The sequence below is a fragment of the Paenibacillus kobensis NBRC 15729 genome, from assembly GCF_004000825.1.
Taxonomy (GTDB): domain Bacteria; phylum Bacillota; class Bacilli; order Paenibacillales; family Paenibacillaceae; genus Paenibacillus_T; species Paenibacillus_T kobensis.
In genome coordinates this window covers 11,328-33,903 of the sequence record NZ_BILZ01000061.1, presented here as the reverse complement: position 1 = coordinate 33,903, position 22,576 = coordinate 11,328, and the positions used below count along the sequence as shown (strand labels likewise).

Here is a 22,576-nt window from a genome sequence, read left to right as displayed (position 1 = left end):
TTTAAGTAATTACAAAGCTAAGGTTTCAACATTCGCATCCAGTTTTGAAGGTGTAACCTTCAAATTAGGCCAACAAGAGTTCAATCTTTGGTCGTATATGCCGGTGTAGCTCAGTTGGTAGAGCAACTGACTTGTAATCAGTAGGTCGTGGGTTCGACTCCTATCGCCGGCACCATTCTTTATAACAAACATCCCTCCGAGCAGCAATGTCGGGAGGGATTTTTTTGTGTACGAACTCCTTGTTTAATCATGAGTCACCTCGTAACGCTCAACCATGCCTTCCTCATTAAAATAAAGGCGAAGCAAGCTGTCGTCCACTCCAAATCCGGTTCTCCCTGAACAAATTTCTTCATTAGGCCACTCCTCTCTGCATATGGAACGAACTCGCATAAGAGAAAGTTTCAATTCAACAAGAACACTGACACTCTGTTGTCACACGATTCTAATATAATGAATTCGGAAACAATGGAGATGTACGGCGGAAGGGGATTATTATTCAATCATGGAAATTGAAAATCTGATTTCAGTAAGATCGAGTGAAGAACTAAGGGATTGGCTGTTGAATCATAGCGGGACGGAACCATTTTGTTGGGTCATCGTAAGTATGTCGCAGAAGCCGGATACGCTGTTGTATTTGGACGCGGTCGAACAAGCGCTATGCTTCGGATGGATTGATAGCGTCAAAAAGAAATTATCGGACAATCAGCTGGCGCAAAGACTGTCGCCTAGAAGCGCGAGAAGTTCATGGACGGAGTTAAATAAAGAACGCGTCCGCCGCCTCGACAAGCTGGGACTCATGACAGACGAGGGCAGAAAGGTGCTTCCGGATATGAATCCCGATTCTTTCCGGATCGATCCGGTCATAGAGCAAAGGCTGCAAGAGGACCGGAAAACTTATGATCATTTTCTGGCCTGCCCAGCGTTGTATAAGAGAGTGCGAATTGATAATATTCAAAGCAATAAACATTTGCCGGAATTATTTCAAAGCAGATTAGATAAATTTATTACAAGCACGAAAGCTAATCAAATGTACGGTCAATGGCATGACCATGGACGATTGTTAGATTATTAAGACGGACAAAAGGACCTCAAATTCCGCCTGCTGGCGGAGAATGAGGTCCTTTTTGCAAGGGAATTACGTTGTTCATTTATATACTTGTAACCGTAAACTTGAACCGGTACGTCCGGTTAGCTGGCAGCGTGTACTCCGGATGGATCGGAGCGCCCCAGGTGTCGTCGCCGCCGACGCCCATCTGACGGTCGTTTACCCGCAAGACGGTTGCAGCTGATGCCGGGAGCTTATAAGGATGGTCGCTCGCTTCCAGTTGTTCCGGCGTCCAAGGCAAGGCGTTAATTTCCATAACTGCAGGGCAATCGAAACGCAGGCCGCCGCTGTCGGCCGAGCTTGTTACACTGGCATGACGGACGTCCGATTTGTTGCCGCATTCCTGCGGACGCAAGTACGGTACGAACTGTTCGGCCACCAATCCGGTGTAGCGGCCTAGCCGGGCGCTTGTTTTGCGGTCCCAGTAGCTGTCATGCGGACCGAGGCCGTACCACGAGAACGTATCTAAGTTCCCGTCTAAGACGAACATCATCCCGATCTCCGGGATTTCGGGAAGGCTGCCGCTTCCAGGTACGAGCTGCACGTCGATCTCGAGTTGGCCGTCTTGATGAATCGTATAGCAAATCGTAACGGTGGAGACGGGAGCGGTCGCTAATAGATGAACTGCCGTAACGTTGCAGCATCCTTCCGTAAAAGTCCACTCCAAATGAGCCAGCCTTTTATTCCGCGCCGCATCCCGCCATACCCCGCATCGCTCCGGCATCCGGTTGCCCTTGTCGTTGTCGGTAGGTGCCCGCCAGAAGTTCGGCCGCACCGGCTCCAGCAGCCGTTCTGCGCCATTACTGCGATAAGAGACGATATCACCAGTAGCGCGGCTGAAGGAGACCGCTATCGTATCATTCTCGATGGTGAGCTGATCCTTAGCCTCTGTCGCACGCAGTGCCCGGGCATCTGTACGGATCGGAGTCGTGATTGTCCCCGTGATTCGCGGCGATAGAATTAATTGTTCCCATGCGACCTCATGTCCTTCGTCTGCCCAAGCTGTCGCCGACCGCTGTACGAACGAAACGTTCAGCACCGCTTCCCGTCCGAGCGGAAGACGCTCGTATGGAACGGTGAACTCACCGGTCGCGCCTGGCGCAAGCGTCACGTTCATGACTCCTTCTTGAACGGTTTCGCCTTCCAGCTGAACGCTCCACAGCATATCGTAGCAACTAAGATCGGTGAACAAATGTTTGTTGGTCAAGCGGATTTGGTTGTTTTCCAGATTCGCCGGAGCTATGCCGATATTTTGGTAGCATTTTTTTACTTCATACAGCTTAGGCGTTACCGTCCGGTCAGCGAACAACAAGCCGTTCCCGCTGAAATTGCCGTCGTTCGGCGTGTCGCCGAAATCGCCTCCGTAAGCGAAATATTCGATCCCATCGGGCGATTTGGTGCGGATAGCTTGATCGATCCAATCCCAGATAAAGCCGCCCTGAATGATGTCGTACTTGTCGAACAGCTCTGTGTACTTGTGCAGTCCGCCGCACGAATTGCCCATGGCGTGGGAATATTCGCACAGGATATACGGTTTTTGCGGATTGCTGCGAGCATGGTGCTCGACATCGTGTGGCTTGACGTACATCGTCGATTCGATGTCGGAAGCTGCTTCGGACGCCCGATAATGAAAAATGCCTTCATAATGGACCAGTCGAGTCGGATCGGCTTCCTTCAGGAAGTCATGCATCGCAATAAAGTTATCGCCGCCGAACGATTCGTTCCCGAGTGACCAAATGACGATTGAAGGATGGTTCTTATCCCGTTGGAACATCGAGTTGCACCGGTCAAGCACGTTGGCGCGCCATTCCGGATGGCTTGCCGGAACGGTATGTGCAGGCAGGTCCTGCTGACCGTAGCTCCACGAGCCATGTGTCTCCAGATTCGTCTCATCAATGACGTATAAGCCATATTCGTCACACAGTTCGTACCAGACCGGCTGGTTCGGATAATGGGATGTTCGAACAGCGTTAATGTTATAACTCTTCATCAGCTTAATATCTTGGATCATCTCGGAAGCGGACAAGGCACGGCCGGTGTCACAGCTGAATTCGTGACGGTTGGTGCCCTTAAACACGATGCGCTTTCCGTTGATCTGCATTAAGCCGTCCTTCAACTCGAACTTGCGGAAACCAACTTTGCAGCTAACCGCCTCCAGCAGAGTACCTTCATCGCCTGTGAGAGACAAGACGAGCGTATACAAATAAGGAGTTTCCGAGCTCCATTTGGTCGGATGGGCAACGAAGCCTGACAGCCGGTAGGATTGAACGCATGCTCCGGCCCACGATCCCGATACACTAAGCGGTTGCTCCCATACCGCTAGCCCGCTGCTATCATATAATTGTGCTTCGCAGTGAATGTGGTCATATTTCTCGTCGTAATAGTTCTCAATCTTCACATCCAGCTCTAACTGGGCGTCAACGTATTGTTCATCCAGCTCTGTCCGGACGAAAAAGTCGGCGAAGCCGAGCTTCGGTTTCGTATACAAATAGACCTCACGAAATATACCGCTTAGCCGCCAGAAGTCCTGATCTTCCAGCCAGCTGGCATCGCACCACCGGTATACTTCGACTGCGAGCCTATTATCGCCGTCAATCAGATAAGGCGTAATATCGAATTGTGCCGGAGTAAAAGTGTCTTCGCTGTAGCCGACAAGTTCGCCGTTAAGCCATACATAGAAAGCCGATTCTACACCTTGAAAGCTGATATAAACGGGCTGTCCGCTCCAAGTGCCGGGAACGGTGAAGGTTCGGATATAGGAGCCGACCGGGTTGTATTTCGTCGGAGCGAACGGCGGTTTCAGATCCGGTTCGGATTCAGCCCATGGATAACGCACATTCGTATATTGCGGATAGTCGTAGCCTTGGAATTGCCAATGGGATGGAACCTCGATGTCCGCCCAGCCGCTTGCATCATAATCGTTCTGATAGAACTGCGTGATTCGCTTCTCTGGTACCGGCGCGAATGAAAACTTCCATGAGCCGTTCAGCGATAACGTAGAGGAGGCATTGGACCGGTCTGCGTGCAATGCCTCTTCGACAGATGAATATGATGTCATCGTGGCGTGTGCATCGATACGATTCAGTTGAAACAGCTCCGGGTTGTTGTTCCATTCCGGATAACCGTTCGCCAGCGGTTGATAGACCCACTTGGAACGCATCAATTATCATCTCTCTTCTTCGTGAATGTTTAATATATTCAAATTATAGAATTAGGAGTACATTAATAAAATAAAACAATTTGATACCGATCTAACACAATATGAAACAGAGGCGATCGTTCTGAACAGCCAGTTCATTTTTTGCTCGACGCATGAGACTGTAAGACTCCCGCTCTACGTGACAACGGTCGGTTATTGGGATCATCAGACAGAGACCGTGCGTCCTGCAGGCTTTCCAGATTATCAGATGCACCAAGTGCTTGATGGCAAAGGGGAGCTTACAATAGATGGGAGAAGCTGCATCGTCGGTCCAGGAGAAGTGTTCTTCTTGTACCCCGATGTCCCGCATTCTTATTCGCCTATAAGCAGTCAGTGGCAAGTCGCTTGGGTTTCGTTCAACGGACGCGAATCGGAGCTTATGCTGCAATATGCAGGCATCGGCGAATCCGGCCCCAACCGGTTAAACATCAATCGGCTGCTGCCTGCGCTGGAATACATGCTCGAACCAACTGCTGCGGACGAGCAAGCGGCGAATTTCGAACGTTCCAAACAGTTGTACAGCATGCTGATCGATCTGAAGCAGCATCTTGTATCTTCGTCCCATCCTGACACGGATAGAGACCGGCTTAAGCCTGTGCTTGACTATATCGAGCGCCATCTGCAAGATCCGTTGACTTTGAACGATTTGGCCGGCGTTATCGACGTTTCGCCGCAGTATTTGTGCCGCATTTTTCAACAGATTGTGAGAATGCGCCCTATCGAATACGTCAACCAACAACGCGTTAACCGGAGCAAACAGCTCATGTTCCATGATCCAGAGAAGCGAATGTATGAAATCGCCAAGAGGGTCGGCTTCGAGAACGCCAGTTATTTCTGTTCCGTATTCCGAAGGAAAACGGGCATGAGCCCCGAGTCGTTCAAAAGGCTTCATGGGCTTGGCTAACATGGGATTGAATTCGGCTGAAGCAGTCCATAGAATTAGAGCAGAGTGTAACGGGGAAAAGAATGGTGCCGACAATGATGCCGAAAACGAAGTTGTTTGTATTCCGGATGCAGGAGGTACAGCGGTAACGTACAAGAGGTGGCGGTGGCAGAAGCACTTCAATCCGCAGCTCATCGAGATTGTACCGGTCGAACTGGTATTCAGGCTCTCCTATCGGTTACACTCGGAGTATCGGAAACTTATCACTCTAGATTAGTCCAACTTTTACGATCCGGGAGGGAGTCGGCAGCCATGCAGCTTAACAAAGGACAGAAAATCGACGTCACGAAAGGGAGGGCACTGAGGCGTCTCGTCTTAACCTTCGGGTGGAAGGTCAGCGATCCAGGCGTCAGCGTCGATGCGTCCGTGTTCCTGCTATCAGCGAACAATCGGTGCGAACGGGACGAAGATCTTATCTTTTACGGGAACCCTCTCTCAATCGATGGGGCGGTTCAATATTCGCAGGATGGAAGCGGCCAATCCGGTGCGCTCCGCGTCTCGCTGGACCGGTTGCCGGACCGGATCGACAGACTTGCGGTTACGGTATCCATCTATGAGAGCGCCAAACGCGGACATACCATGAATGACGTAACGTCTTTATATGTGAAATTATCGGATGAAGATACGGGAGCCGAGCTCGGCCTCTATGATTGCGGTTCCGACGTGTCCAAGGAAACGGCAATTGTCGTCGGCGAATTATACCGCTACCAAGGCGAGTGGAAGTTCAACGCGATCGGCAGCGGCTTTTACGGCGGTCTTGAAGCTCTCGTCACCCACTATGGATTGGAACTGGAAGAGCCGGAGAACGCTTCGGAGGTTGCAAGCGCCAAGCTGGAAGAGGAGCAGTTGCAAGAGCAGCAATTGGCACAGCAGACTGCGCCGACCGAGCAGCAGCAGATTCTATCTAAGATCGATTTGCGCAAAAAAGCGGTAGCAATCTCGCTGCAGAAGAAGCAGCTTACGAATGTCGTCGCACGTGTCGGCGTTGTGCTTGATATATCCGGGTCGATGCAGCAGCAGTACAGAACCGGCATCGTACAGGATGTGGTGGAACGGCTTCTTGCGATTGCCTGCCAATTCGACGATAATGCAACCTTGGATGTATGGGTATATGATAACGAGTTCAGCCGAATGCCGTCCGTGACCGAAAGCGGATTGGGCAATTACGTGAATAAGCAAATATTGGACAATCCGTTCATCCATAAATTCGGCCGCAATAACGAGCCTCCCGTCATGGAGGACGTCATCCGTAAATATACGGTCGAAGAGGATTCGTCCGTTCCGGCTTTCGTCATATTCATTAATGATGGAGGCGTGTTGAAGACGATTCAGAAGGTAATCACCCGATCGGCAGTGCTTCCGATATTCTGGCAATTCGTCGGCATCGGGGATTCCAATTTCGAAGTGTTGAAGCGGCTCGACTCCATGCAGGGACGAATTGTCGATAACGCCAACTTTATTCATTGGGACCGGATCGAGCGCGTGTCGGACGAGGAGTTGTATGACAAGCTTCTGAACGAGTTTCCGTCATGGCTGCAAGCTGCGAAGGCGAAGCGGATTGTGAGGTAGTCGTTTCGGTTCAACGGAGCAGACGAATGATTCTGAAGAAGCATTAGCGATCATCAGAACATTCGCTCTGCTCTGCTGCCTTTAAGCGGTACTATTTTCAAATACATCCCAACAATCTATGGCTACCGCGAATGCCTAAATTGAAGCGGAACATCTTATGATGAAGCAGTTGTCGTTACACCAGCCTTACTGGCTGCGGGTACAGCCTCATACTTCTCCCACCGGACGAATCCCTCCAGCAGGATGACGAAGATCACGCCGATCACGAGCCCGTTCGAGACGATAGGCGTCAGCAGCGGCGGAAAGTTGGCGAAGGCGGAAGCCGGGACGTTCATGATGCTGATGCCCGTCAGAACGGGCAATGCGACGCGGTAGATCGTCTTTGCATTGAACGCCGTTCCTTGGAAGGATCGCAGCGCCGTGCCGAACATTTGCAAATAAGCGGCGAACAAGACGGCGCTGCCGACCGACATCGGAAGCTGAGCCAGCAAGCCGCTAAGCTGCGGGACGATGCCGACAATGATCAACAACGCAGAGCCAACAAACAGAGCCGCCCGCCGCAGTACTTTCGTATTCTCCAGAAAGCCGATAGAAGAAGCGAATGTGCCGAACGGAATAAGACCGAAGCATGCCGCGGCGATCGAGAACAGGTTGGTGGCTAATAGGGAACGGATATGCTGTCCCTTGGTCGATTCCCGGCCGTACAGCTTGCTGGCAGCCGCGAGGCTCGTTAACGTATTCGTCATGTTCACAAGACCGGCGAGCAAACCGACCATGATGATGCCTGGTGCAAGACCCGGCGTTCCCCAAGGCATCCACTGCCAGATCGACAGCACGCTGGCCCCTGCCGCATTCATACTGCTCTCCTGTCCGAACAGCAGTGCATATGCGATCCAACCGACGACAATTCCGCTCAGCAGCGAATATTGGCCTAACTTTCCTTTTCCGCGTATATGCACGAACGCCACGAGGACGATGACAAGCATCGATAATGCGGCGACCGGCAAATCCCAGCGGCCATCCTGATTGTACCCGATCATCCCTTTGAAGAATGTATTCTCGAGTTGAAACGTCAGCAGAAGCATATAGACGCTCATGACGATTGGAGTGAATACGCGACGCAGCACCGGAAGAAAGCCGCACAGCGCCAAGCCGATCACGAGTACGCTCGCAATAATGAACCCGCTCGTCAAGCTTGCCGCGACGGCTGATACCTCCATATCCATTGCAGGCGCGGATGCGCAAATGCTAAGGACGAGTCCCCACCATACGCCGGCCGGACCGTCCATAAGCGAGTAGCGGTGTCCCCACAGAAGCTGCACAATACACAGCAGACCGGTCAGAATGAAGGAACGCTGCATAGCCGCAGCGACATCCTCCGGCGCAAGACCGAGCACATGTCCAATCGACAATGGCACCATGACCGTATTCGTAAAAATAAAAAATAGCCACTGTATACCGGCGAGCAGCATGCTGCCGGAGCCGCGTGAACGTAACGGTTCTAACATTCGATTGTTCCCAGCTTTCATCCATGATGTATGCATCCGGCAGACCCCTACTGGGATCGTTTGAATGCTTCAATTATGGTATCATGGGCATAACTATATGAAAAATATTAATAACATTGCTTTCGTATATGAATATCGACTGGGAGAGCGCTCGGAATGGATATTAAACAGCTGCATTATTTTATTGCGCTGGCCGAAGAACTTCAGGTAACATCTGCCGCGAACCGGCTGCATATGTCGCAGCCTCCGCTTAGCCAGCAGTTGAAGCTGATGGAGACGGAGCTTGGCGTTCCGCTGTTCACCCGAAGTGGCCGGCACCTCGAATTAACGGCTCCAGGCAAGCTGCTATATGAGCATGCGTTGACGATTACGAGGCTCATGGATGAAGCGAAAGCGGAGGTGCAAGAATCAGGGCTTGGTTTGCGAGGTAAGCTATCGGTTGGCGTGAACACGCTGTCGGACGAGCGGCTGCCTCGCGTGCTCAGTACGTTCCGCGCGTTGTATCCGAACGTGACGTTCAAGATTCAGCAGAACGAGACGAATACGTTAACCCAGCTCATCCGCAGTAAATTGCTCGATCTCGCCATCGTCCGTCTTCCGATCGCGCTGGATGAATTCGAGTATATTGAGCTCGGAGAAGAGCCGCTCTATTTTGTAACCAAAGAGGAAGAAGCGGGTGCCGTTGCGCCGTACCCGCATGAAGCCGCATCGTTCGAAGAGATAGCGAAGCATCCGTTAGTTCTGCCTAGTACGGAAGGACTCGGTTTGTATCAATTGATTTTGGAGCAATTCCATATTCGGGGATTGTCGCCGACGATTGTCGGGGAATGCTCCGATATCGGGATGCTGCTGGAGCTTGTCGCCTCCGGCTTTGGCGCATCGATACTGCCTGGCACTTCGCTCATGCGCAATCCGAAAGATAACCTTCGCATCACCGCTATCGATAGTCCGCAGCCGATTTCACGGTCCGCCGTCATCTGGCTGAAGCGGCATTATTTAAGCAAAGCGGCGCAGCAGCTTATTCATTTGATCCGAAAGGAAGTTTCCGATGACCACTCTTAAAACCGAGAAACAGAAGATGTTGAACGGAGAACTGTATCTTGCAAGCGATCCTGTGCTTCTGCAAGATCGAATCAACGCACGCCGATTGACGAGGCTGTATAATGAAACGCTGGAAACCGATCATGAGCGCCGGAAGGAGCTGCTGCAGCAATTGTTCGGCCAGACAGGAGAATCGATCTATATCGAGCCGACATTCCGGTGCGATTATGGATATAACATTCATGTCGGGAACAATTTCTATGCCAACTTCGACTGTGTCATGCTCGATGTTTGTGAAATCCAGATCGGAGACAATTGCTTCCTCGCGCCGGGCGTACATATCTATACGGCTACGCATCCGCTTAATGCGCAGGAACGCATATCGGGTGCAGAGTATGGCATCCCCGTATCGATTGGCGATAATGTATGGATTGGCGGTCGAGCCGTTATTAATCCGGGTGTTACAATCGGCGATAATGTAGTCATCGGCTCAGGTGCAGTTGTGACGAAGGACGTGCCGGACAACGTCGTTGTCGGCGGCAATCCGGCGAGAGTGATCAAGACCATTGCTCCATCATAAACACACTGCACAATCTGCTGAAACAGCTCTATTGGAATGGTTGGATCGCACATCCATGAACCAGAGGGCTGTTTCTTGTTATATGCATCAGGGTCCGTACGAGTACAGCGATCGAAATAACATTCGCCTGCACAGTTTCTTTTCATAGTTACATTTGAAACAAGAATGGAGCTGTAAATAACGTTTCATGGGGCAAAAACAAATTCCGACAAAACAGGTGTGAAAAATAGACTATCAGACCTATTGTTTCACAAGTAAGTTTTTAATAGTATAAATATTGTAAGTGAATCAAATTTTGGGAGGAATTTTAAATGGAAAAAATGTGCATGAACATGATGATGACGATGTGTATGGAAGAGATGGCGTGTAAAATGAAGTGCATGATGATGATGATGGAATGCATGAAGGGAATGGACGCATCTGAAATGGATACGAACATGATGATGTCCCGTATGCAAGAGTGCGACGAAATGATGACGGCAATGATGACGATGATGAGCGGAATGAAGCAAACCGTCTAATTGCGACAGACCTCTGTACATATTCAGCAGTGCGGTCAACTGCATGCGGAGTGAGTACGTTTGGTTCACTTATGAAGATCGATCTGAATAGGTAACATTATTACGCGGCGACCGATACACGGAGTTGCACAGGTTTTCGGTCGCCTATTTATACGACAATATCTTCCTCGTTACTTTATTCCTCTCTATGCGGAGCTTCATCCACTTCTCCTGAAGCACTTCAGTCCGGCTGCGGACGGTTGCCGATCGCAATTCAGCGAATACCTCAACTAATTGCTGGTTAATCCGGTCGAATTTATTCCACAGTTCACGCAGCATCATCGCGTGGTAGGTTTCCTTCAACACTTCTTTATCTCGAAGTACTGCAAGAATATCGTCCTGCCAACCCCGATCCCCAATCGAACCGGCGTAAATATAAAGGTCCAGGTAATCATTCATCCAAGCTTCAGTCAAAGATTCCATATGCCTCACACTTCCTCTTCCCACTTCGGTCCAATTACTCATAATGGAATATTATTACCTAGTATTATACTCGGATTAGAAGGAGAATCAAGTATTTTGTCTGTGGGTTTGATTCACATTTGGCTAAGCGATAGTTATATAAGAAAATGGTAATGAAGCCGGCACCTCTGTCAGGTAACAGTGGAGTCGGCTTTTGCTTCAAGAAGGAACTGAAGGCTGGTTGCCATTCATAATACGGATGGAACAGTATCGTTCCTGTATTTGTGGGTGAGCGCGGATTTGAACCTTAATATGCTGATCGCCAACCGCACGAGCGTCAGCGGATGGGAAGCGTTCGTCGTCGCTTCGGCTCCTTGATCGGCTGTCTTATTGCTTAAATCATCCATAATGGGGCAGACTAACCTTGATCCGAAAACCGAAGGTGGTATGCCAGATGAGCAGGAATCATAAGCAGCGCGATGAAGAATACAGTGAAATGTACAATGAGACGTCGAATACGGCAGCCGGCATTAATACGCCGAAAGATCACGAGGACTCGGGACCGATCGATATGGTTAGCGACGCTGTAGGGGAAATCGTGGACAATATCCAGCACACTTTCGACGGCAATCACGAACCGTCATAACAGAAGGATTGCGAAGGCCGCTCATGCTCGAGCGGTCTTTATTTATTGTACTGTTCAGACGAATTAGGCATAACGTTAACCGAATTGATCATTCGGGAGGCGGGTTATGACAACTTCGTCATCGTTGCCCCTTCAAGGGACGGAAGAGGCATGGTTCGAGCATCGGTTTTGGCTGCAAATCCTTGGCGATCATGCCCGGTTTATATTCAATGCTTTGTCTCCTAAGGAGCACCAAGACATTCATCAGGCACGAAACGGGGTCTCTGTTTTCGATCAGTTATTAGCGGCTGCCCGTAACCGATCTGTAAGTTTAACGGAGCTGACGAAGCAAGCGGCTCAAGCTGCTTATCAGTTTAGACACTTCAAATTATCGCTGCTGGAGCGGCAATTAACCGGGCATATCACGTTCGGGCTTCCGCCGACTTTTCTGAATCATATGGTGAATGAGCTTGAAGAGTACCTTCGCATCCTTCAAGCGCTGCTTAACGGTCAGCCGGTGCCGAAGTACGATCCGCTCCACTATGATCTCGTTTGGCTGCTCGATGCTTCGGGACATGCAGGTACATTTGTTATGGACTTCGACCGGGTTAGGAGTTGGAGCTGACTTCCGAGGCGCTGGATATCATTTCACCGCTAATGCCGGATCATATGGCAAGAGAAGAATGCTTCTATTTGACTAAATTAGCTGCAGCGGGCTTAGTTCCTCATCCGAATTGCGATCCGGCGAAGCCGCGTATAGAACAATGAAGTTTAATGCATAATACCCAAGGGTTTCCAGAATGGGGCCCATCCAATTCACCGTTATGGAGGGTAATGTGAATGTACCAGCAATCGAACACGTACCAGCAGTCCTATTCGCAGCAACTTGCTCATTGCGAGCAACTCGTGCATCAGTTGATTCAACAAACGCAGCAGGCTTCCGCTACTTATCAACAGTTATTGCAGCAAGAACAGGCCAATGCAGCGCAATTGGAACAGCTTGCTCAGCGTGAACATCAAGCGGCACAAATTATTCAAACGGCGCTTCAAGGCCATCAGACGGCGGTTCAGCAGCTTCAACAAATCGGCAGCATCTGCGCGCAATTGTCGCATACGGCTTATCAGCCGAATACGGCAGCATTTGCAAACTTAAACACATTAAACAGCAACAACAGCTATCTGCAACGGCAATAAAAACGATTCTAACGAAGTTCGACATACATGGTTCTTTCGTATGAGAAGGCCGACCGGCATAGTCCGGTTGGCCTTCTTGGCGTTGTGGAAACACGTTTGAAGTGTTTGCAAAGGGGGGATGACATTTTCGAAGATTATGCTATGATACATATTGTATCATTTTGTGTTACTTCATCTACCTATTCGAATCGGAGAGGAAGTGTAACCGCCACTTCATTGCAGCAACTGTAATACGGCTGATTCTGCGTGACAGAATAGCTTTCGCAAGCGGCCGCGGCCATCCAAAATCTACGAGGATATGGAGGGACAATAATTTTGAGTCTAACCGCTCTGGCAATCGATGATCTTATCGCGCAAGGCATTCATAGATCTACGCTTCCTTCTCCGTATGGCAGCGCATTTTCCCCCTTGCAGTATAAGGAAATGTTGATCCGCACCGCACGGTGCAATCCTTCCCTCGCCCTCAGTATGTCCATGCACTTGCTCACCGTATGGGGTCTGTCCCATATTCGCACGGACAACTTTAATCTCGACTTCTATTTTAACGAGGTTTCGCGCAACGATGCGCTTATGGCCTCGCCTAATGACCCCGTGCTCTATTTCCGGAAGCTCTCCGACATCGACCCGGACCAATTTCCGGTGAAGATGAAGTTCATGGACGGCGGTGTAGTGGTGAATGGTGTCCGGCCATACGTCTCGCTGGAGCCTTATGTTCACTATTTGCCTATTATGAGCATTACACGCAACGAAGAGACGAATGAGAATGAAATCATTATGGCGATGGTTCACAAATCGGACGCTGGCGTCAGTGTGAAAAAAGATTGGGATACGATCGCGATGAGCCAGACGCATAGCAATACGGTCGTGCTGAATGATGTTTTCCTGCCATCGGAAAGAATCATCTCACGTAATGCGGAGATTCCGCTTGATATGGATGTTTTCCCGTATTTATTCCGCGTAGGCATTTGCTCGGTCTATTGGGCTGTAGCCAGCCAGGCATTCGAGCATGTCGTTCAGGAACTCGCCCCTTCTCTGCCGGCGCATTCACGCCGGAAATTCGGATTGGAACAGCGACTGTCCGAAATGAAACTGCTGCTCGACTCGAGCGATTCACAGCTGAACAAGCTGTGCCGGGTCGTACAAGCTTATTTGCAAGGCGAACCGGCGTCTGAGCTGACACCGGTTAGCTTGATGACGAAAGAATACGTCCTCACTTCTGCAGAGCGTGTCGTAGAGATGGCTGTCGAAGCGTTCGGCGCGCAAGCAATGCAGCCCGAGTCGGTGCTGTTCAAGCTGTACCGTGACGTCAAGGCGAATACGTTCCATTTGCCTCGAAGCGACGTTCTGAAAGAAATCGTGGCGAAACAAAGACTTGGCGTGCTTACCATTCGTTCGAGGTGGTGCTAGAAGATGAAGTTTATATTTGCGGTTCCAGAAACGTTCGACGATCAGAAGAGAGGCTTGCTTATCGAGCAGGCTTCCTATGTTGCGCCGAATATCGAATCCGTTGCGATCGAAGGCGAAGAGCTGATCATTACGATTCAAGAAGGTTGCCAATTGGAAGAATCGTTGATCAAGTCGCAATTCGAAGCTATTTTGAACAAAATCAACGACTGCATGTCGATCCCCGTCCGTACGATGAAGACGAACGTCAGTTCATCGCAGCCGCAGGAAAGTTCTTTGTCACGCGATCATTCATCCGTCGACCCGCGTGCCTATCAACTGCTGGACGACATGTTCCTGGACATTGCACGCAAGCATCAAGCGGTCGAACGCCGGTACCCTACGCTGCTGCAGGAGGAAGTGATGCACACTTGCGGCTACCATACGAATTTCCCGCAGAACGTGTATGCCGTCTCCGAAATTCCGCATCAGTTCAATATTCTTGAATCGGCTCATGAGCATATGGATTCGGCTTTCCGCAAGGCGGACTATTACTTGCAGCCTTGTATTTGCTATCACGTCTATCAAGAGTTGTCCGGCCAGCAAGTTAGCGGACTGCATCTGTATACGGCTGAAGGGCGGTGTTTCCGCCATGAAGCGAAATGGCGTCTCAATGCATTCCGCCGCAACGAATTCTCGATGCGGGAAATTGTGATGATCGGCACAGCGGCGCAAATTACGGAGACTCGGCAGCGCATTATCGATGACGTATGGGAGCTGTTCGTGAAGCTTGGCCTGCAAGGCACCGTACAGACGGCGAACGATCCGTTCTTTACGGCGGATGGACTGGACAAGCTCGCGTTCCAGCTTCTATCAAGCGCCAAATATGAGCTGATTGCCCAATGCGGCACGATATCCTCGGCGATTAGCTCCTTCAATCATAGCGGCGATATGATCGTCCGCAAATTCGGTATTACCGGCATGGACGGTGAACCGGTGCAGTCCGGATGCGTAGGTTTTGGCATCGATCGTTGGATTCAAGCGTTGGCGCATCGCCACGGCGACGATATTAGGCACTGGCCAATGGTGCTGCAGGGGCATATTCATTCCTGAAATTGTTGAATGGAGGTAGTGATATGGCGAGCATTACGAATCATACGATTCCAACACTGGCTAACGCCGCGAATGACCAGGAGCCGAAGCTGACGCTGCATACGTTGACGCTGCCGAAGCCTTTCGGACAAGAGCATGCCTGTGCGGTAAGCTACACCCGAATGATTGCGGACCTGGCAGCTAACGATCTGCCGTTGTCGATGAAGATGGCTGCCCACCTGTCCAGCGCATGGGCGCTCAGATTGATGCATTCCGGCAAATCGGCATACAGTCTGTTCGCTCAAGCCGAAACGATGGGCAGCTTATTCGCTTCGATGAACGAGATGGATTTGACCGGTTCCGCAATAGGCGAGACGGAAAGTATTACGGCAACACCGACGGCTGAGGGCTTTCTGCTAAGCGGTGTGCGTGAGCGGGTGCTAATGGATCAAAACGTGTTGTTCATGCCGACCTGCGGACGTATGATCGGTACGGACGGCAGCGTATCGTATATTTTCGCGATTGTGCCGTCCCGTCAACATGGCGTGAAGCTGACCCTTCATGCCGGTCTGGACTCGGACCGGCATGCTGGCATAGCGGCAATCGAATCTTATCGCGTTCAACTGGACGATGTGTTCGTTCCAGAGAGCGAGCTTGTCATCTTTACGCAGCAAGACACAGCGGAATTGGAACGGTTCTCTCTGCTTCGGCAGTTGAGCATCAGCGCTATCTACCTCGGAATTGCACAATCGGCGCTGACGATTGCTTGCGATTCCGCCAAAGCATCCCGGGTTCCGCAATGGGGACTGCCGCTCAGCCGGTTCCCAGGCACGCAGTTTCTTGTCGCCGACGCTTCGATCCTCTTGGAAGCGTGCGATTCCCAGCTGTATACGTTCGGCAGCCTTGTCAACGAGCTTCTAAGCGGCGGTACGTCGGACAGACGGCTAGCAGCGGACACGGGACGGGTTACGATGGAATTTATCATCAGCAGGACGAATCAAATTTTGAACTATGCGATGAAGATAGCGGGCATTTCTTCGATCCGTGCGGATCATCCGCTTGCATTGCTGTACGGCACGCTGAGATCGTCTTCGTTCGATATGCAGCAGATGGACAGCGACGGCAGCCGGGAACGAATCGCGAAGTCGGTGCTCGGGGAGCTGTAATCCAGCGGCTGCCCGCACCTTATGGACGAAAACATAGGAGGATGTTGCACAATGGACAATGGTTCGAACCAATTGTTTGGTACTGTTCGTGATGCCGTATTGGCAGTGTTGAAAAGAAATATAGCGCTCGATGAGCATACCAATCTAAGCCATGAGGGCATTGATTCGATCACGACGGTCAGGCTGCTCATTGAGTTGGAGAAACGGCTTCATATTCAATTCCGTGAAGAAGATTTGACGCTGGACAACTTCGTGACGATTCGCAGCATTATGAAGACGCTCGAAAACTATGGGGTGATGGTGTGAGGCCGAAGGTTGTCGTTCTTATCGAGTCCGGTAACCACGCTTATGAAATCCGCGATTTGACGCAGGCTGGCTATTCGGTCGTCTATCTGACTTCGGGCATGTATAAGAATGTGCCGGAATATTTGGAGATGGCAGAAGAAGTAGTCCGGGACAAGCGGTTATTCGAGCCCGACTACTTCGTGCAGAAGCTTGACGAGCTGAGCGGCCGGTACGAAATAGCTTGCATTTTCACGACTGGCGACTTTATGATTCCGCTCGTCACGCAGTACTGCAAGGATAAGGGCTACCGTAATCTGGATCCGTCCCTTGCCCAATCGCTGCGCAATAAGCATGAATTCCGGGAGAAGCAGCGCGAGCTCGGATTTCCGGTTCCATCGTTCCGGCTGTGCCGCACGGTTGAAGAGGGAGAAGCTTTCCTAGCGGAGATGAACAAGGCGCTCGTCTTCAAGCCGGTGAACGGCAATCAATCCGAAGGGATCCGTCTTGTGTATACGACGGAGGAGCTGCAGGCCGCTTATGAAACGCTGCAGCTGCTGTCTCGCTTCACGAAGGGTGTCGTTGAGGACAGCGAATATTTGCTTGAAGAGTATATCCCGGGTCCAATCTTCAGCTGCGAGTTTATTAAGGACAGCAGCGGCGTGCACATGCTCGGCGTAACGAACCGGTATTTGGGACAGCCGCCGAGCTTCGTCGAGTCGGGATTTATTTTCCCGTACCAAGGGGTGGAGACGGAAGCGGTCATCCAAGAAACCTATGCGTTCATTGAACGTTTTCAATTCGACTTCGGACCGTGCCATATCGAATACATTATGGATAATGACGGCCGTCTGTACATTCTTGAAGTGAATCCGCGCTTATTCGGCTTTCCTTGCTACTGGTTGATCAATCAAGCGATGTCCATAAATATCTTCGCTTCGCTTGCGGATTTGTACGTCACGGGCGAATTTACGGCCAATACGGAGGCAGCGAAAGTGGCGACGCTGTTCGAGTATTATCCGCCGACGGAAGGCTACATTTCCATTGACCTTCAGTCGCTGGAATCGAGCGAGGCAGGCCCGCTCTGGGTTATGAATCATGCGCCGCAGAGCCGGTTCGTCTCGTCTACCTCTTCGAACAACGATACGCTTCTCTCAGTACTCACGAGTGCGGCAACGGAAGGGGAATGCATTGCAATGGCACAATCCGTATGTGATGCGATCGAGGTGACCGTTCGAACGAAGCCGAAAGTACCTTATTTGGCATGACCGAAACCATACCTGATGGAGGGTTGTCCATGCAGTTCTGGAAGTTTGAAGCAGAAGGCAACAGTTATATCGTCGTGGAAAATATCAATCCCGGGTCTGTCGACATTCCGGGCATATGCTCCAAGCGGACGGGGATCGGCTCGGATGGTCTGCTCGTCGCGCAGTGGCTGGGCGACAATACCGTTCATATGCGGGTATTCAACGCGGACGGCTCCGAGGCGCCGATGTGCGGGAACGGAGCACGCTGCGTAGCGGCCTTTGCTTATGTGAACAAGCCTCATTTACGGGACGAAGATATTGTCATTAAAGCGCAGGGAGCGACGGTGACGCACCGTCTGTCCGATACGGACGGCATGGGGTTCAATGCGGTCATCCAATTCGAACGGGACCCGCTTATAAGCAAACATGAGTCGAAGCCGCGTTATCAGTATGTTGTGGGATCGCCGCATCTTGTTATTTTGACGGATCTGGCTTTTGTCGACTTGATCAGTGACGGGCCGCGTGAAGAAATGACGTACGACGGGGGGACTAACGTGATGTTTGCATCCGTGATCGAACGCGGGATCATCCGGGTGCTGCCTTGGGAACGGGGCGTCGGTATTGTAGAAGGGTGTGCGACAGGTTCTGCGGCCGCAGCGATGGCGGTTGCGCTGGAGCATGCGGATTGGCCGATGGATTCGGACGTATTGACACCGCAAGGCTGCGTACGCGTTCATTGGAATGCTAACGAGCGGATGCTTAGCATGTCCGGCAGCGTAAGTCTAGTTGCAGAAGGCTCTTATTTTGCCAATTCCGCCAGATAGGGGGTTAACGTGATGATTCAATATGGAACTCAATGCGTCAATGAACAGGGGAATCTGGAAATTGGCGGATGCGATACGCTCGCATTAGCCGAACAATACGGCACGCCTTTATATGTCATGGACGAAGAGGCGATCCGGACGCGTTGCCGCGACTATGTACGCAGCTTCCATGAGCATTGGCCGCATATCGATGTGGCTTATGCTTCGAAAGCGTTCATGATCGGCCAAATGGTCAGACTGGTGAACGAGGAAGGGCTTAGTCTGGACGTCGTGTCCGAGGGAGAACTGAAGCTGGCGCTTTGGGCAGGAGCTCCTGCATCCCGCATTACGTTCCACGGCAATTACAAAACGAGGAACGAGATTAAGCTTGCCGTATCAAGCGGCGTAAGAACGCTCGTTATCGATTGCTTGGAAGAAATCGCAATGATTGAGAGGGAAGCATCCTTGCAGGGCCGAAATCAAGCGGTCGATATTCGGGTGAATTTAGGCGTTAACGTCTACTCGAATCCGAAGTTCACAACCGGCCATATGGAATCGAAGTTCGGGCTGTCCATCTTCGACGGCACGGCTATTCAAGCGATCGAAGCGGCGCTGCAATCGTCTTCGATTACGCTGCGCGGCTTCCACTTTCATCTCGGCTCCCAGATTCAAGAAGTAAAATTTCATCAAGAGGCGCTGGACCGTCTGTCCGTGTTCATCCGCAACGTGACCGCGATTCATGGCTGGAAGCCGTCCGCCATTACGATGGGCGGAGGTATGGGAGTGAATTACTCCGGGCATGCAACGCCTCCTGCACCGGAGGAATGGGCGGATGGCGTCATGCCGGTGTTCAAGGAGAAGATCGTTCCGCTCTGCGAGGAAGACGTCATCTTCGGCATCGAGCCTGGACGTTCCGTTGTAGCTGAATACGGGACAACTTTGTATAAGGTAGGGCCGATTAAGCCTGTTCCTGAAGGGCAGGATGTGTGCGCGTTTCTTTCGGTCGATGGCGGACTGTCGGATAATCCGCGGCCAATCATGTATGATGCCCAGCATAATGTATTGTCGGCCTCGCGGCCGAATGCGGATGCAGCAGAGCTTCATCCGGTTCGCATCTTCGGGCGCCATTGCGAGACGGATCGAATGATGGATCAGGCCGGATTGCCGGAAGTTGCGACGGGCGACATATTGGCTGTTCAATGCACGGGTGCTTATACGTATGCGATGTCGAACAATTACAACCGGTTTCTGCGTCCTGCCGTCGTGTTCGTAAGCAATGGGCAATCGCGGCTTGCCGTGCGCAGAGAGACGTTCGAGGACTCCATCTGTACGGAGTTGGTGAATGAGGAGGTCGGCTGCAATGGATGATAAGCGTCCCTTGCGCATGATCATGATCGGCGGATGGACGGGCATCTACCAGCGTGCGAGAGCATGCGGATTGGAAGTTACGCTCGTCCAAGAGAAGGACAAAGTGAAACCGGAAGATCTCGCGTATATCGCTGAGCTGATTACTTCGCCTCTCGATGATCCGGCTGTGCTGGAACTGATCGACATCCTGCATCGGCGTCAGCCGTATGATGCCGTCGTTTCCTTCCAAGAGATGGGCATCTTGACGGCGGCTATGCTGAAGGAGCGGTTGAATTTGCCCGGCAATCCGCTGTTCCCTGTGCTGACGACGAGAGATAAAGCGAAGATGCGTGCTTATATGAAGGAAAAGCAATTCCCTTCCGTGCCGTTTGAAATCGTATCAGAGACGGAGGAGGTGCTTCGTTTCATCGAAGAGCATCAACTCCCGGTTATTCTGAAGCCGAGCTATGGCACGGGCAGCGCGCAAATTTATAAAATTACGGATACCGGTCAGATCGCGCCTGCTTTGGGGCTCATTCAGGCGGCTTATACCGGCGGCGATATTCTCGTAGAGAAATTTATTGAAGGACGGGAAATCAGCGTCGAAGGCTTCACATGGAACGGCAAGCATACGATGATCGCCGTAACAGACAAGTTCACGACAGGTGCGCCGAACTTCGTCGAGACGGGCCATAACATGCCTTCTTCGCTGCCGGACAGCCAAGCGGAGGAAGCGAAGCGTTTGACCGAAGCACTGATGGACTTAATTGGCCATCAATTCGGACCGTCGCATACGGAAATTATTGTAGCGGAAGACGGCATGTACATCGTCGAAACTCATACACGTGTCGGCGGCGATTATATATTCGAAATGGTCGAGCGGGTGTATGGATTCGATCTATTCACACAGACCTTCAACGGATTTCTGTCCGGCGAGCCGAATTTAAGCAGCGAATTTACCGGTCAGGCAGCAGCGATCCGCTATCTGCAGCTGCCTCCGGGCGAGGTGGCTGCGTTGGACGGTGTGCAAGAAGCAGAGTTGCTGCCCGGCGTGGTGAGGTGTCAGGTCGATGTTCAGCCCGGACAGCGAACGAAGCCTTTCACGAAGTCTATGGAGCGCAACGGCTTTATACTTGCTCAGGGCAGCACGGTGCAAGACGCGGTGGAAACGGTGGAAGAAGCATGGAGCCGCATCCGTATCGACGTTCGTCCTCTGCCGCAAGCGGTAGGCCGCGAGCGGGAGGATGCTCCTGACGAAGTGCCATGTTGACGCGTCGCGGACGCATCGAGGCTGTAACGCTAAATAAGGAATTCGGGAAGTTTATTGCCGCGTCATTAATTTCCTCGACCGGTGCAGGCATGCAATTTATCGGCATGAGTCTGCTGTTATTCAGCATGACGCAATCGGTTGCCTCGATCGGATGGCTGCTGGTCGTGCACAGCATTGCAGGCATAGTGCTCTCACCGGTTATGGGCGTGCTGATTGACCGGTGGAATTTCCGAAACTTATGTGCGGCAAGCGACGGTCTGCGTGCAATCGCGATGTGTGTCATCCCATTGTTCGCCATTCAAGGCGATATCCCCGCCGGTATTATCTATGCAACCGAGTTTATACTTGCGGCATTCGACCGTATTCACTGGCCGTCGTCAATGGGGCTGATTCGGATGGTTGTGCCACAGGAGCAGTTGCTGCGTGCGAACGCTCGTCTCGGCATAGCCAACCAGCTCGGCATGCTTATCGGCTCTGCGGCAGGCGGAATTCTGGTTGCTGCATTCTCGGCTGTGATCGTCATTTATATTAATATTTTTACTTTCGCGTTGTCCGCGCTGCTGACCTATATGATCGTTGCGCTCTATCCGATTAAACGGAGCGAAGAATCTGCAGCCACAGGCAGGATGAGGGAAGATTGGGCGGAAGGCTATCGGTATATGAAGTCCCGTCCCAAAGTAATCTCAACGGCCATCATCCAAATATTCGGTTATATGACGCTGTATGTGTGCAATACGCTGCTTCCTGTTTTTACAGAGCGGGAGTTGAAAGTCGGCTCGACGGGCTTCGGCTATATCGAAGCGGCATGGGCGATAGGCGCCATTACGGGCAGCTACTTGTTGGCAACGCTTCTCCAACGGTATAAGCTCGTATCGTTCGGCCGAATCAGCATGGTGCTCATTGCAGGTGCGCTTGTTCTTTTCCTGACTTCGTCGGGTCTTATTCAAGCTTTGATTGGGTATTTGCTGCTAGGCTGCTTCGTCGTTACGAATCGAATCCATAACGAAACGCTCATTCAATTAGAGATCGAACAAGCGTTCATCGGCAGAGTGAACAGCATGATGGTCATGCTGATTTCGTATATGAGTCTATTCGTCTATTTAGGTGTCGGTTACTTAGGCGATGCAATCTCCATTCGTTGGATCTATTTGCTCGTGGCCATTCTCGTTCTGGCAGCTCCAATCGCGGACATCGCGTTCAGCCGAAGAAGCAAGCTGATCCCGGCACAATACGACGAACGTATAAGGAGAAGAGCATGAA

At 51.4% G+C, this 22,576-nt stretch carries 22 protein-coding genes, 1 tRNA gene and 1 pseudogene; 21 read left to right on the top strand and 3 right to left on the bottom strand.

The features are described 5' to 3' along the window. The first annotated feature begins 99 nt into the window (after positions 1-99). Both PKO01S_RS24310 and PKO01S_RS24305 read left to right on the top strand, forming a co-directional pair. Positions 100-175 (top strand) — tRNA-Thr (locus PKO01S_RS24310). Between the two features lie 327 nt (positions 176-502). Continuing rightward, the gene (locus PKO01S_RS24305) at positions 503-1,072 is read left to right on the top strand and encodes a YdeI/OmpD-associated family protein (RefSeq protein ID WP_127534041.1); all 570 of its coding nucleotides are present in this window, start codon (positions 503-505) and stop codon (positions 1,070-1,072) included. A gap of 76 nt (positions 1,073-1,148) precedes the next feature. Here PKO01S_RS24305 and PKO01S_RS24300 read toward each other — a convergent pair whose 3' ends face one another. Continuing rightward, complete coding sequence (locus PKO01S_RS24300) at positions 1,149-4,265, bottom strand: glycoside hydrolase family 2 TIM barrel-domain containing protein (protein ID WP_127534040.1); 3,117 nt, start codon at positions 4,263-4,265, stop codon at positions 1,149-1,151. Between the two features lie 178 nt (positions 4,266-4,443). Here PKO01S_RS24300 and PKO01S_RS24295 point away from each other — a divergent pair, with 178 nt between their 5' ends. The 3 genes and pseudogenes from PKO01S_RS24295 (at position 4,444) to PKO01S_RS29475 (ending at position 6,816) form a co-directional block, all read left to right on the top strand. After that, positions 4,444-5,208, top strand: a complete 765-nt coding sequence (locus PKO01S_RS24295; protein WP_246070713.1) for an AraC family transcriptional regulator — start codon at positions 4,444-4,446, stop codon at positions 5,206-5,208. 291 nt (positions 5,209-5,499) lie between these two features. After that, a pseudogene (locus tag PKO01S_RS29480) lies at positions 5,500-5,967 on the top strand (TerD family protein); the annotation flags it as partial. Positions 5,968-6,144: 177 nt separating this feature from the next. Beyond that, complete coding sequence (locus PKO01S_RS29475) at positions 6,145-6,816, top strand: vWA domain-containing protein (RefSeq protein ID WP_246070714.1); 672 nt, start codon at positions 6,145-6,147, stop codon at positions 6,814-6,816. A gap of 155 nt (positions 6,817-6,971) precedes the next feature. Here PKO01S_RS29475 and PKO01S_RS24285 read toward each other — a convergent pair whose 3' ends face one another. Then, the gene (locus tag PKO01S_RS24285; protein WP_127534037.1) at positions 6,972-8,324 is read right to left on the bottom strand and encodes a uracil/xanthine transporter; all 1,353 of its coding nucleotides are present in this window, start codon (positions 8,322-8,324) and stop codon (positions 6,972-6,974) included. Between the two features lie 156 nt (positions 8,325-8,480). Here PKO01S_RS24285 and PKO01S_RS24280 point away from each other — a divergent pair, with 156 nt between their 5' ends. The 3 genes from PKO01S_RS24280 (at position 8,481) to PKO01S_RS24270 (ending at position 10,466) form a co-directional block, all read left to right on the top strand. Continuing rightward, complete coding sequence (locus PKO01S_RS24280) at positions 8,481-9,386, top strand: LysR family transcriptional regulator (RefSeq protein ID WP_127534036.1); 906 nt, start codon at positions 8,481-8,483, stop codon at positions 9,384-9,386. Next, entirely contained in the window at positions 9,373-9,945 is a 573-nt protein-coding gene (gene maa, locus PKO01S_RS24275; protein ID WP_127534035.1) for a maltose O-acetyltransferase, read from the top strand. Before PKO01S_RS24280 ends, maa begins: the two co-directional genes overlap by 14 nt. 311 nt (positions 9,946-10,256) lie before the next feature. Continuing rightward, entirely contained in the window at positions 10,257-10,466 is a 210-nt protein-coding gene (locus PKO01S_RS24270; protein WP_127534034.1) for a hypothetical protein, read from the top strand. 144 nt (positions 10,467-10,610) lie between these two features. Here PKO01S_RS24270 and PKO01S_RS24265 read toward each other — a convergent pair whose 3' ends face one another. Continuing rightward, on the bottom strand, positions 10,611-10,928 hold the full coding sequence (locus PKO01S_RS24265; protein WP_127534033.1) for a hypothetical protein: 318 nt from the start codon (positions 10,926-10,928) through the stop codon (positions 10,611-10,613). A gap of 433 nt (positions 10,929-11,361) precedes the next feature. Between PKO01S_RS24265 and PKO01S_RS24260 the strand changes: the two genes are divergently transcribed. The 13 genes from PKO01S_RS24260 (at position 11,362) to PKO01S_RS24205 (ending at position 22,575) form a co-directional block, all read left to right on the top strand. After that, positions 11,362-11,553, top strand: coding sequence for a hypothetical protein (locus PKO01S_RS24260; protein WP_127534032.1), 192 nt, complete (start codon positions 11,362-11,364; stop codon positions 11,551-11,553). A gap of 106 nt (positions 11,554-11,659) precedes the next feature. Beyond that, a complete protein-coding gene (locus PKO01S_RS24255) occupies positions 11,660-12,157 on the top strand; it encodes a DUF2935 domain-containing protein (RefSeq protein ID WP_307719851.1) in 498 nt (165 codons plus the stop codon). A gap of 32 nt (positions 12,158-12,189) precedes the next feature. After that, a complete protein-coding gene (locus tag PKO01S_RS29835) occupies positions 12,190-12,300 on the top strand; it encodes a hypothetical protein (RefSeq protein WP_407669701.1) in 111 nt (36 codons plus the stop codon). 72 nt (positions 12,301-12,372) lie between these two features. Further along, positions 12,373-12,726 carry a hypothetical protein gene (locus PKO01S_RS24250; RefSeq protein ID WP_127534031.1) on the top strand — a complete coding sequence of 118 codons (354 nt, stop codon included), beginning with the start codon at positions 12,373-12,375 and terminating at the stop codon, positions 12,724-12,726. Positions 12,727-13,041: 315 nt separating this feature from the next. Beyond that, a complete protein-coding gene (locus PKO01S_RS24245) occupies positions 13,042-14,133 on the top strand; it encodes an acyl-CoA dehydrogenase family protein (protein WP_127534030.1) in 1,092 nt (363 codons plus the stop codon). A gap of 3 nt (positions 14,134-14,136) precedes the next feature. Then, positions 14,137-15,222 carry an aminoacyl--tRNA ligase-related protein gene (locus PKO01S_RS24240; protein ID WP_127534029.1) on the top strand — a complete coding sequence of 362 codons (1,086 nt, stop codon included), beginning with the start codon at positions 14,137-14,139 and terminating at the stop codon, positions 15,220-15,222. Between the two features lie 23 nt (positions 15,223-15,245). After that, entirely contained in the window at positions 15,246-16,367 is a 1,122-nt protein-coding gene (locus PKO01S_RS24235) for an acyl-CoA dehydrogenase family protein (protein WP_127534028.1), read from the top strand. A gap of 51 nt (positions 16,368-16,418) precedes the next feature. Next, entirely contained in the window at positions 16,419-16,673 is a 255-nt protein-coding gene (locus PKO01S_RS24230; RefSeq protein WP_164779747.1) for an acyl carrier protein, read from the top strand. Continuing rightward, a complete protein-coding gene (locus PKO01S_RS24225) occupies positions 16,670-17,917 on the top strand; it encodes an ATP-grasp domain-containing protein (RefSeq protein ID WP_127534026.1) in 1,248 nt (415 codons plus the stop codon). The genes PKO01S_RS24230 and PKO01S_RS24225 overlap by 4 nt, the downstream gene beginning before the upstream one ends. Before the next feature lie 29 nt (positions 17,918-17,946). After that, positions 17,947-18,720: a diaminopimelate epimerase gene (dapF, locus tag PKO01S_RS24220; protein WP_164779746.1), complete on the top strand. Its 774-nt coding sequence runs from the start codon at positions 17,947-17,949 to the stop codon at positions 18,718-18,720. 12 nt (positions 18,721-18,732) lie between these two features. Continuing rightward, the gene (lysA, locus tag PKO01S_RS24215; RefSeq protein WP_127534024.1) at positions 18,733-20,067 is read left to right on the top strand and encodes a diaminopimelate decarboxylase; all 1,335 of its coding nucleotides are present in this window, start codon (positions 18,733-18,735) and stop codon (positions 20,065-20,067) included. Next, entirely contained in the window at positions 20,060-21,316 is a 1,257-nt protein-coding gene (locus PKO01S_RS24210) for an ATP-grasp domain-containing protein (RefSeq protein ID WP_164779745.1), read from the top strand. The genes lysA and PKO01S_RS24210 overlap by 8 nt, the downstream gene beginning before the upstream one ends. Then, entirely contained in the window at positions 21,310-22,575 is a 1,266-nt protein-coding gene (locus tag PKO01S_RS24205; protein ID WP_127534022.1) for an MFS transporter, read from the top strand. Before PKO01S_RS24210 ends, PKO01S_RS24205 begins: the two co-directional genes overlap by 7 nt. Position 22,576 lies beyond the last annotated feature (1 nt).

Bases quoted from the DNA above. Each gene is read 5' to 3' on its own strand.
- PKO01S_RS24305 (WP_127534041.1), top strand. From the start codon at position 503: ATGGAAATTGAAAATCTGATTTCAGTAAGATCGAGTGAAGAACTAAGG.
- PKO01S_RS24300 (WP_127534040.1), bottom strand. From the start codon at position 4,265: ATGCGTTCCAAGTGGGTCTATCAACCGCTGGCGAACGGTTATCCGGAA.
- PKO01S_RS24285 (WP_127534037.1), bottom strand. From the start codon at position 8,324: ATGTTAGAACCGTTACGTTCACGCGGCTCCGGCAGCATGCTGCTCGCC.
- PKO01S_RS24280 (WP_127534036.1), top strand. From the start codon at position 8,481: ATGGATATTAAACAGCTGCATTATTTTATTGCGCTGGCCGAAGAACTT.
- maa (WP_127534035.1), top strand. From the start codon at position 9,373: ATGACCACTCTTAAAACCGAGAAACAGAAGATGTTGAACGGAGAACTG.
- PKO01S_RS24270 (WP_127534034.1), top strand. From the start codon at position 10,257: ATGGAAAAAATGTGCATGAACATGATGATGACGATGTGTATGGAAGAG.
- PKO01S_RS24265 (WP_127534033.1), bottom strand. From the start codon at position 10,928: ATGGAATCTTTGACTGAAGCTTGGATGAATGATTACCTGGACCTTTAT.
- PKO01S_RS24260 (WP_127534032.1), top strand. From the start codon at position 11,362: ATGAGCAGGAATCATAAGCAGCGCGATGAAGAATACAGTGAAATGTAC.
- PKO01S_RS24255 (WP_307719851.1), top strand. From the start codon at position 11,660: ATGACAACTTCGTCATCGTTGCCCCTTCAAGGGACGGAAGAGGCATGG.
- PKO01S_RS29835 (WP_407669701.1), top strand. From the start codon at position 12,190: ATGCCGGATCATATGGCAAGAGAAGAATGCTTCTATTTGACTAAATTA.
- PKO01S_RS24250 (WP_127534031.1), top strand. From the start codon at position 12,373: ATGTACCAGCAATCGAACACGTACCAGCAGTCCTATTCGCAGCAACTT.
- PKO01S_RS24240 (WP_127534029.1), top strand. From the start codon at position 14,137: ATGAAGTTTATATTTGCGGTTCCAGAAACGTTCGACGATCAGAAGAGA.
- PKO01S_RS24235 (WP_127534028.1), top strand. From the start codon at position 15,246: ATGGCGAGCATTACGAATCATACGATTCCAACACTGGCTAACGCCGCG.
- PKO01S_RS24230 (WP_164779747.1), top strand. From the start codon at position 16,419: ATGGACAATGGTTCGAACCAATTGTTTGGTACTGTTCGTGATGCCGTA.
- dapF (WP_164779746.1), top strand. From the start codon at position 17,947: ATGCAGTTCTGGAAGTTTGAAGCAGAAGGCAACAGTTATATCGTCGTG.
- lysA (WP_127534024.1), top strand. From the start codon at position 18,733: ATGATTCAATATGGAACTCAATGCGTCAATGAACAGGGGAATCTGGAA.
- PKO01S_RS24210 (WP_164779745.1), top strand. From the start codon at position 20,060: ATGGATGATAAGCGTCCCTTGCGCATGATCATGATCGGCGGATGGACG.
- PKO01S_RS24205 (WP_127534022.1), top strand. From the start codon at position 21,310: ATGTTGACGCGTCGCGGACGCATCGAGGCTGTAACGCTAAATAAGGAA.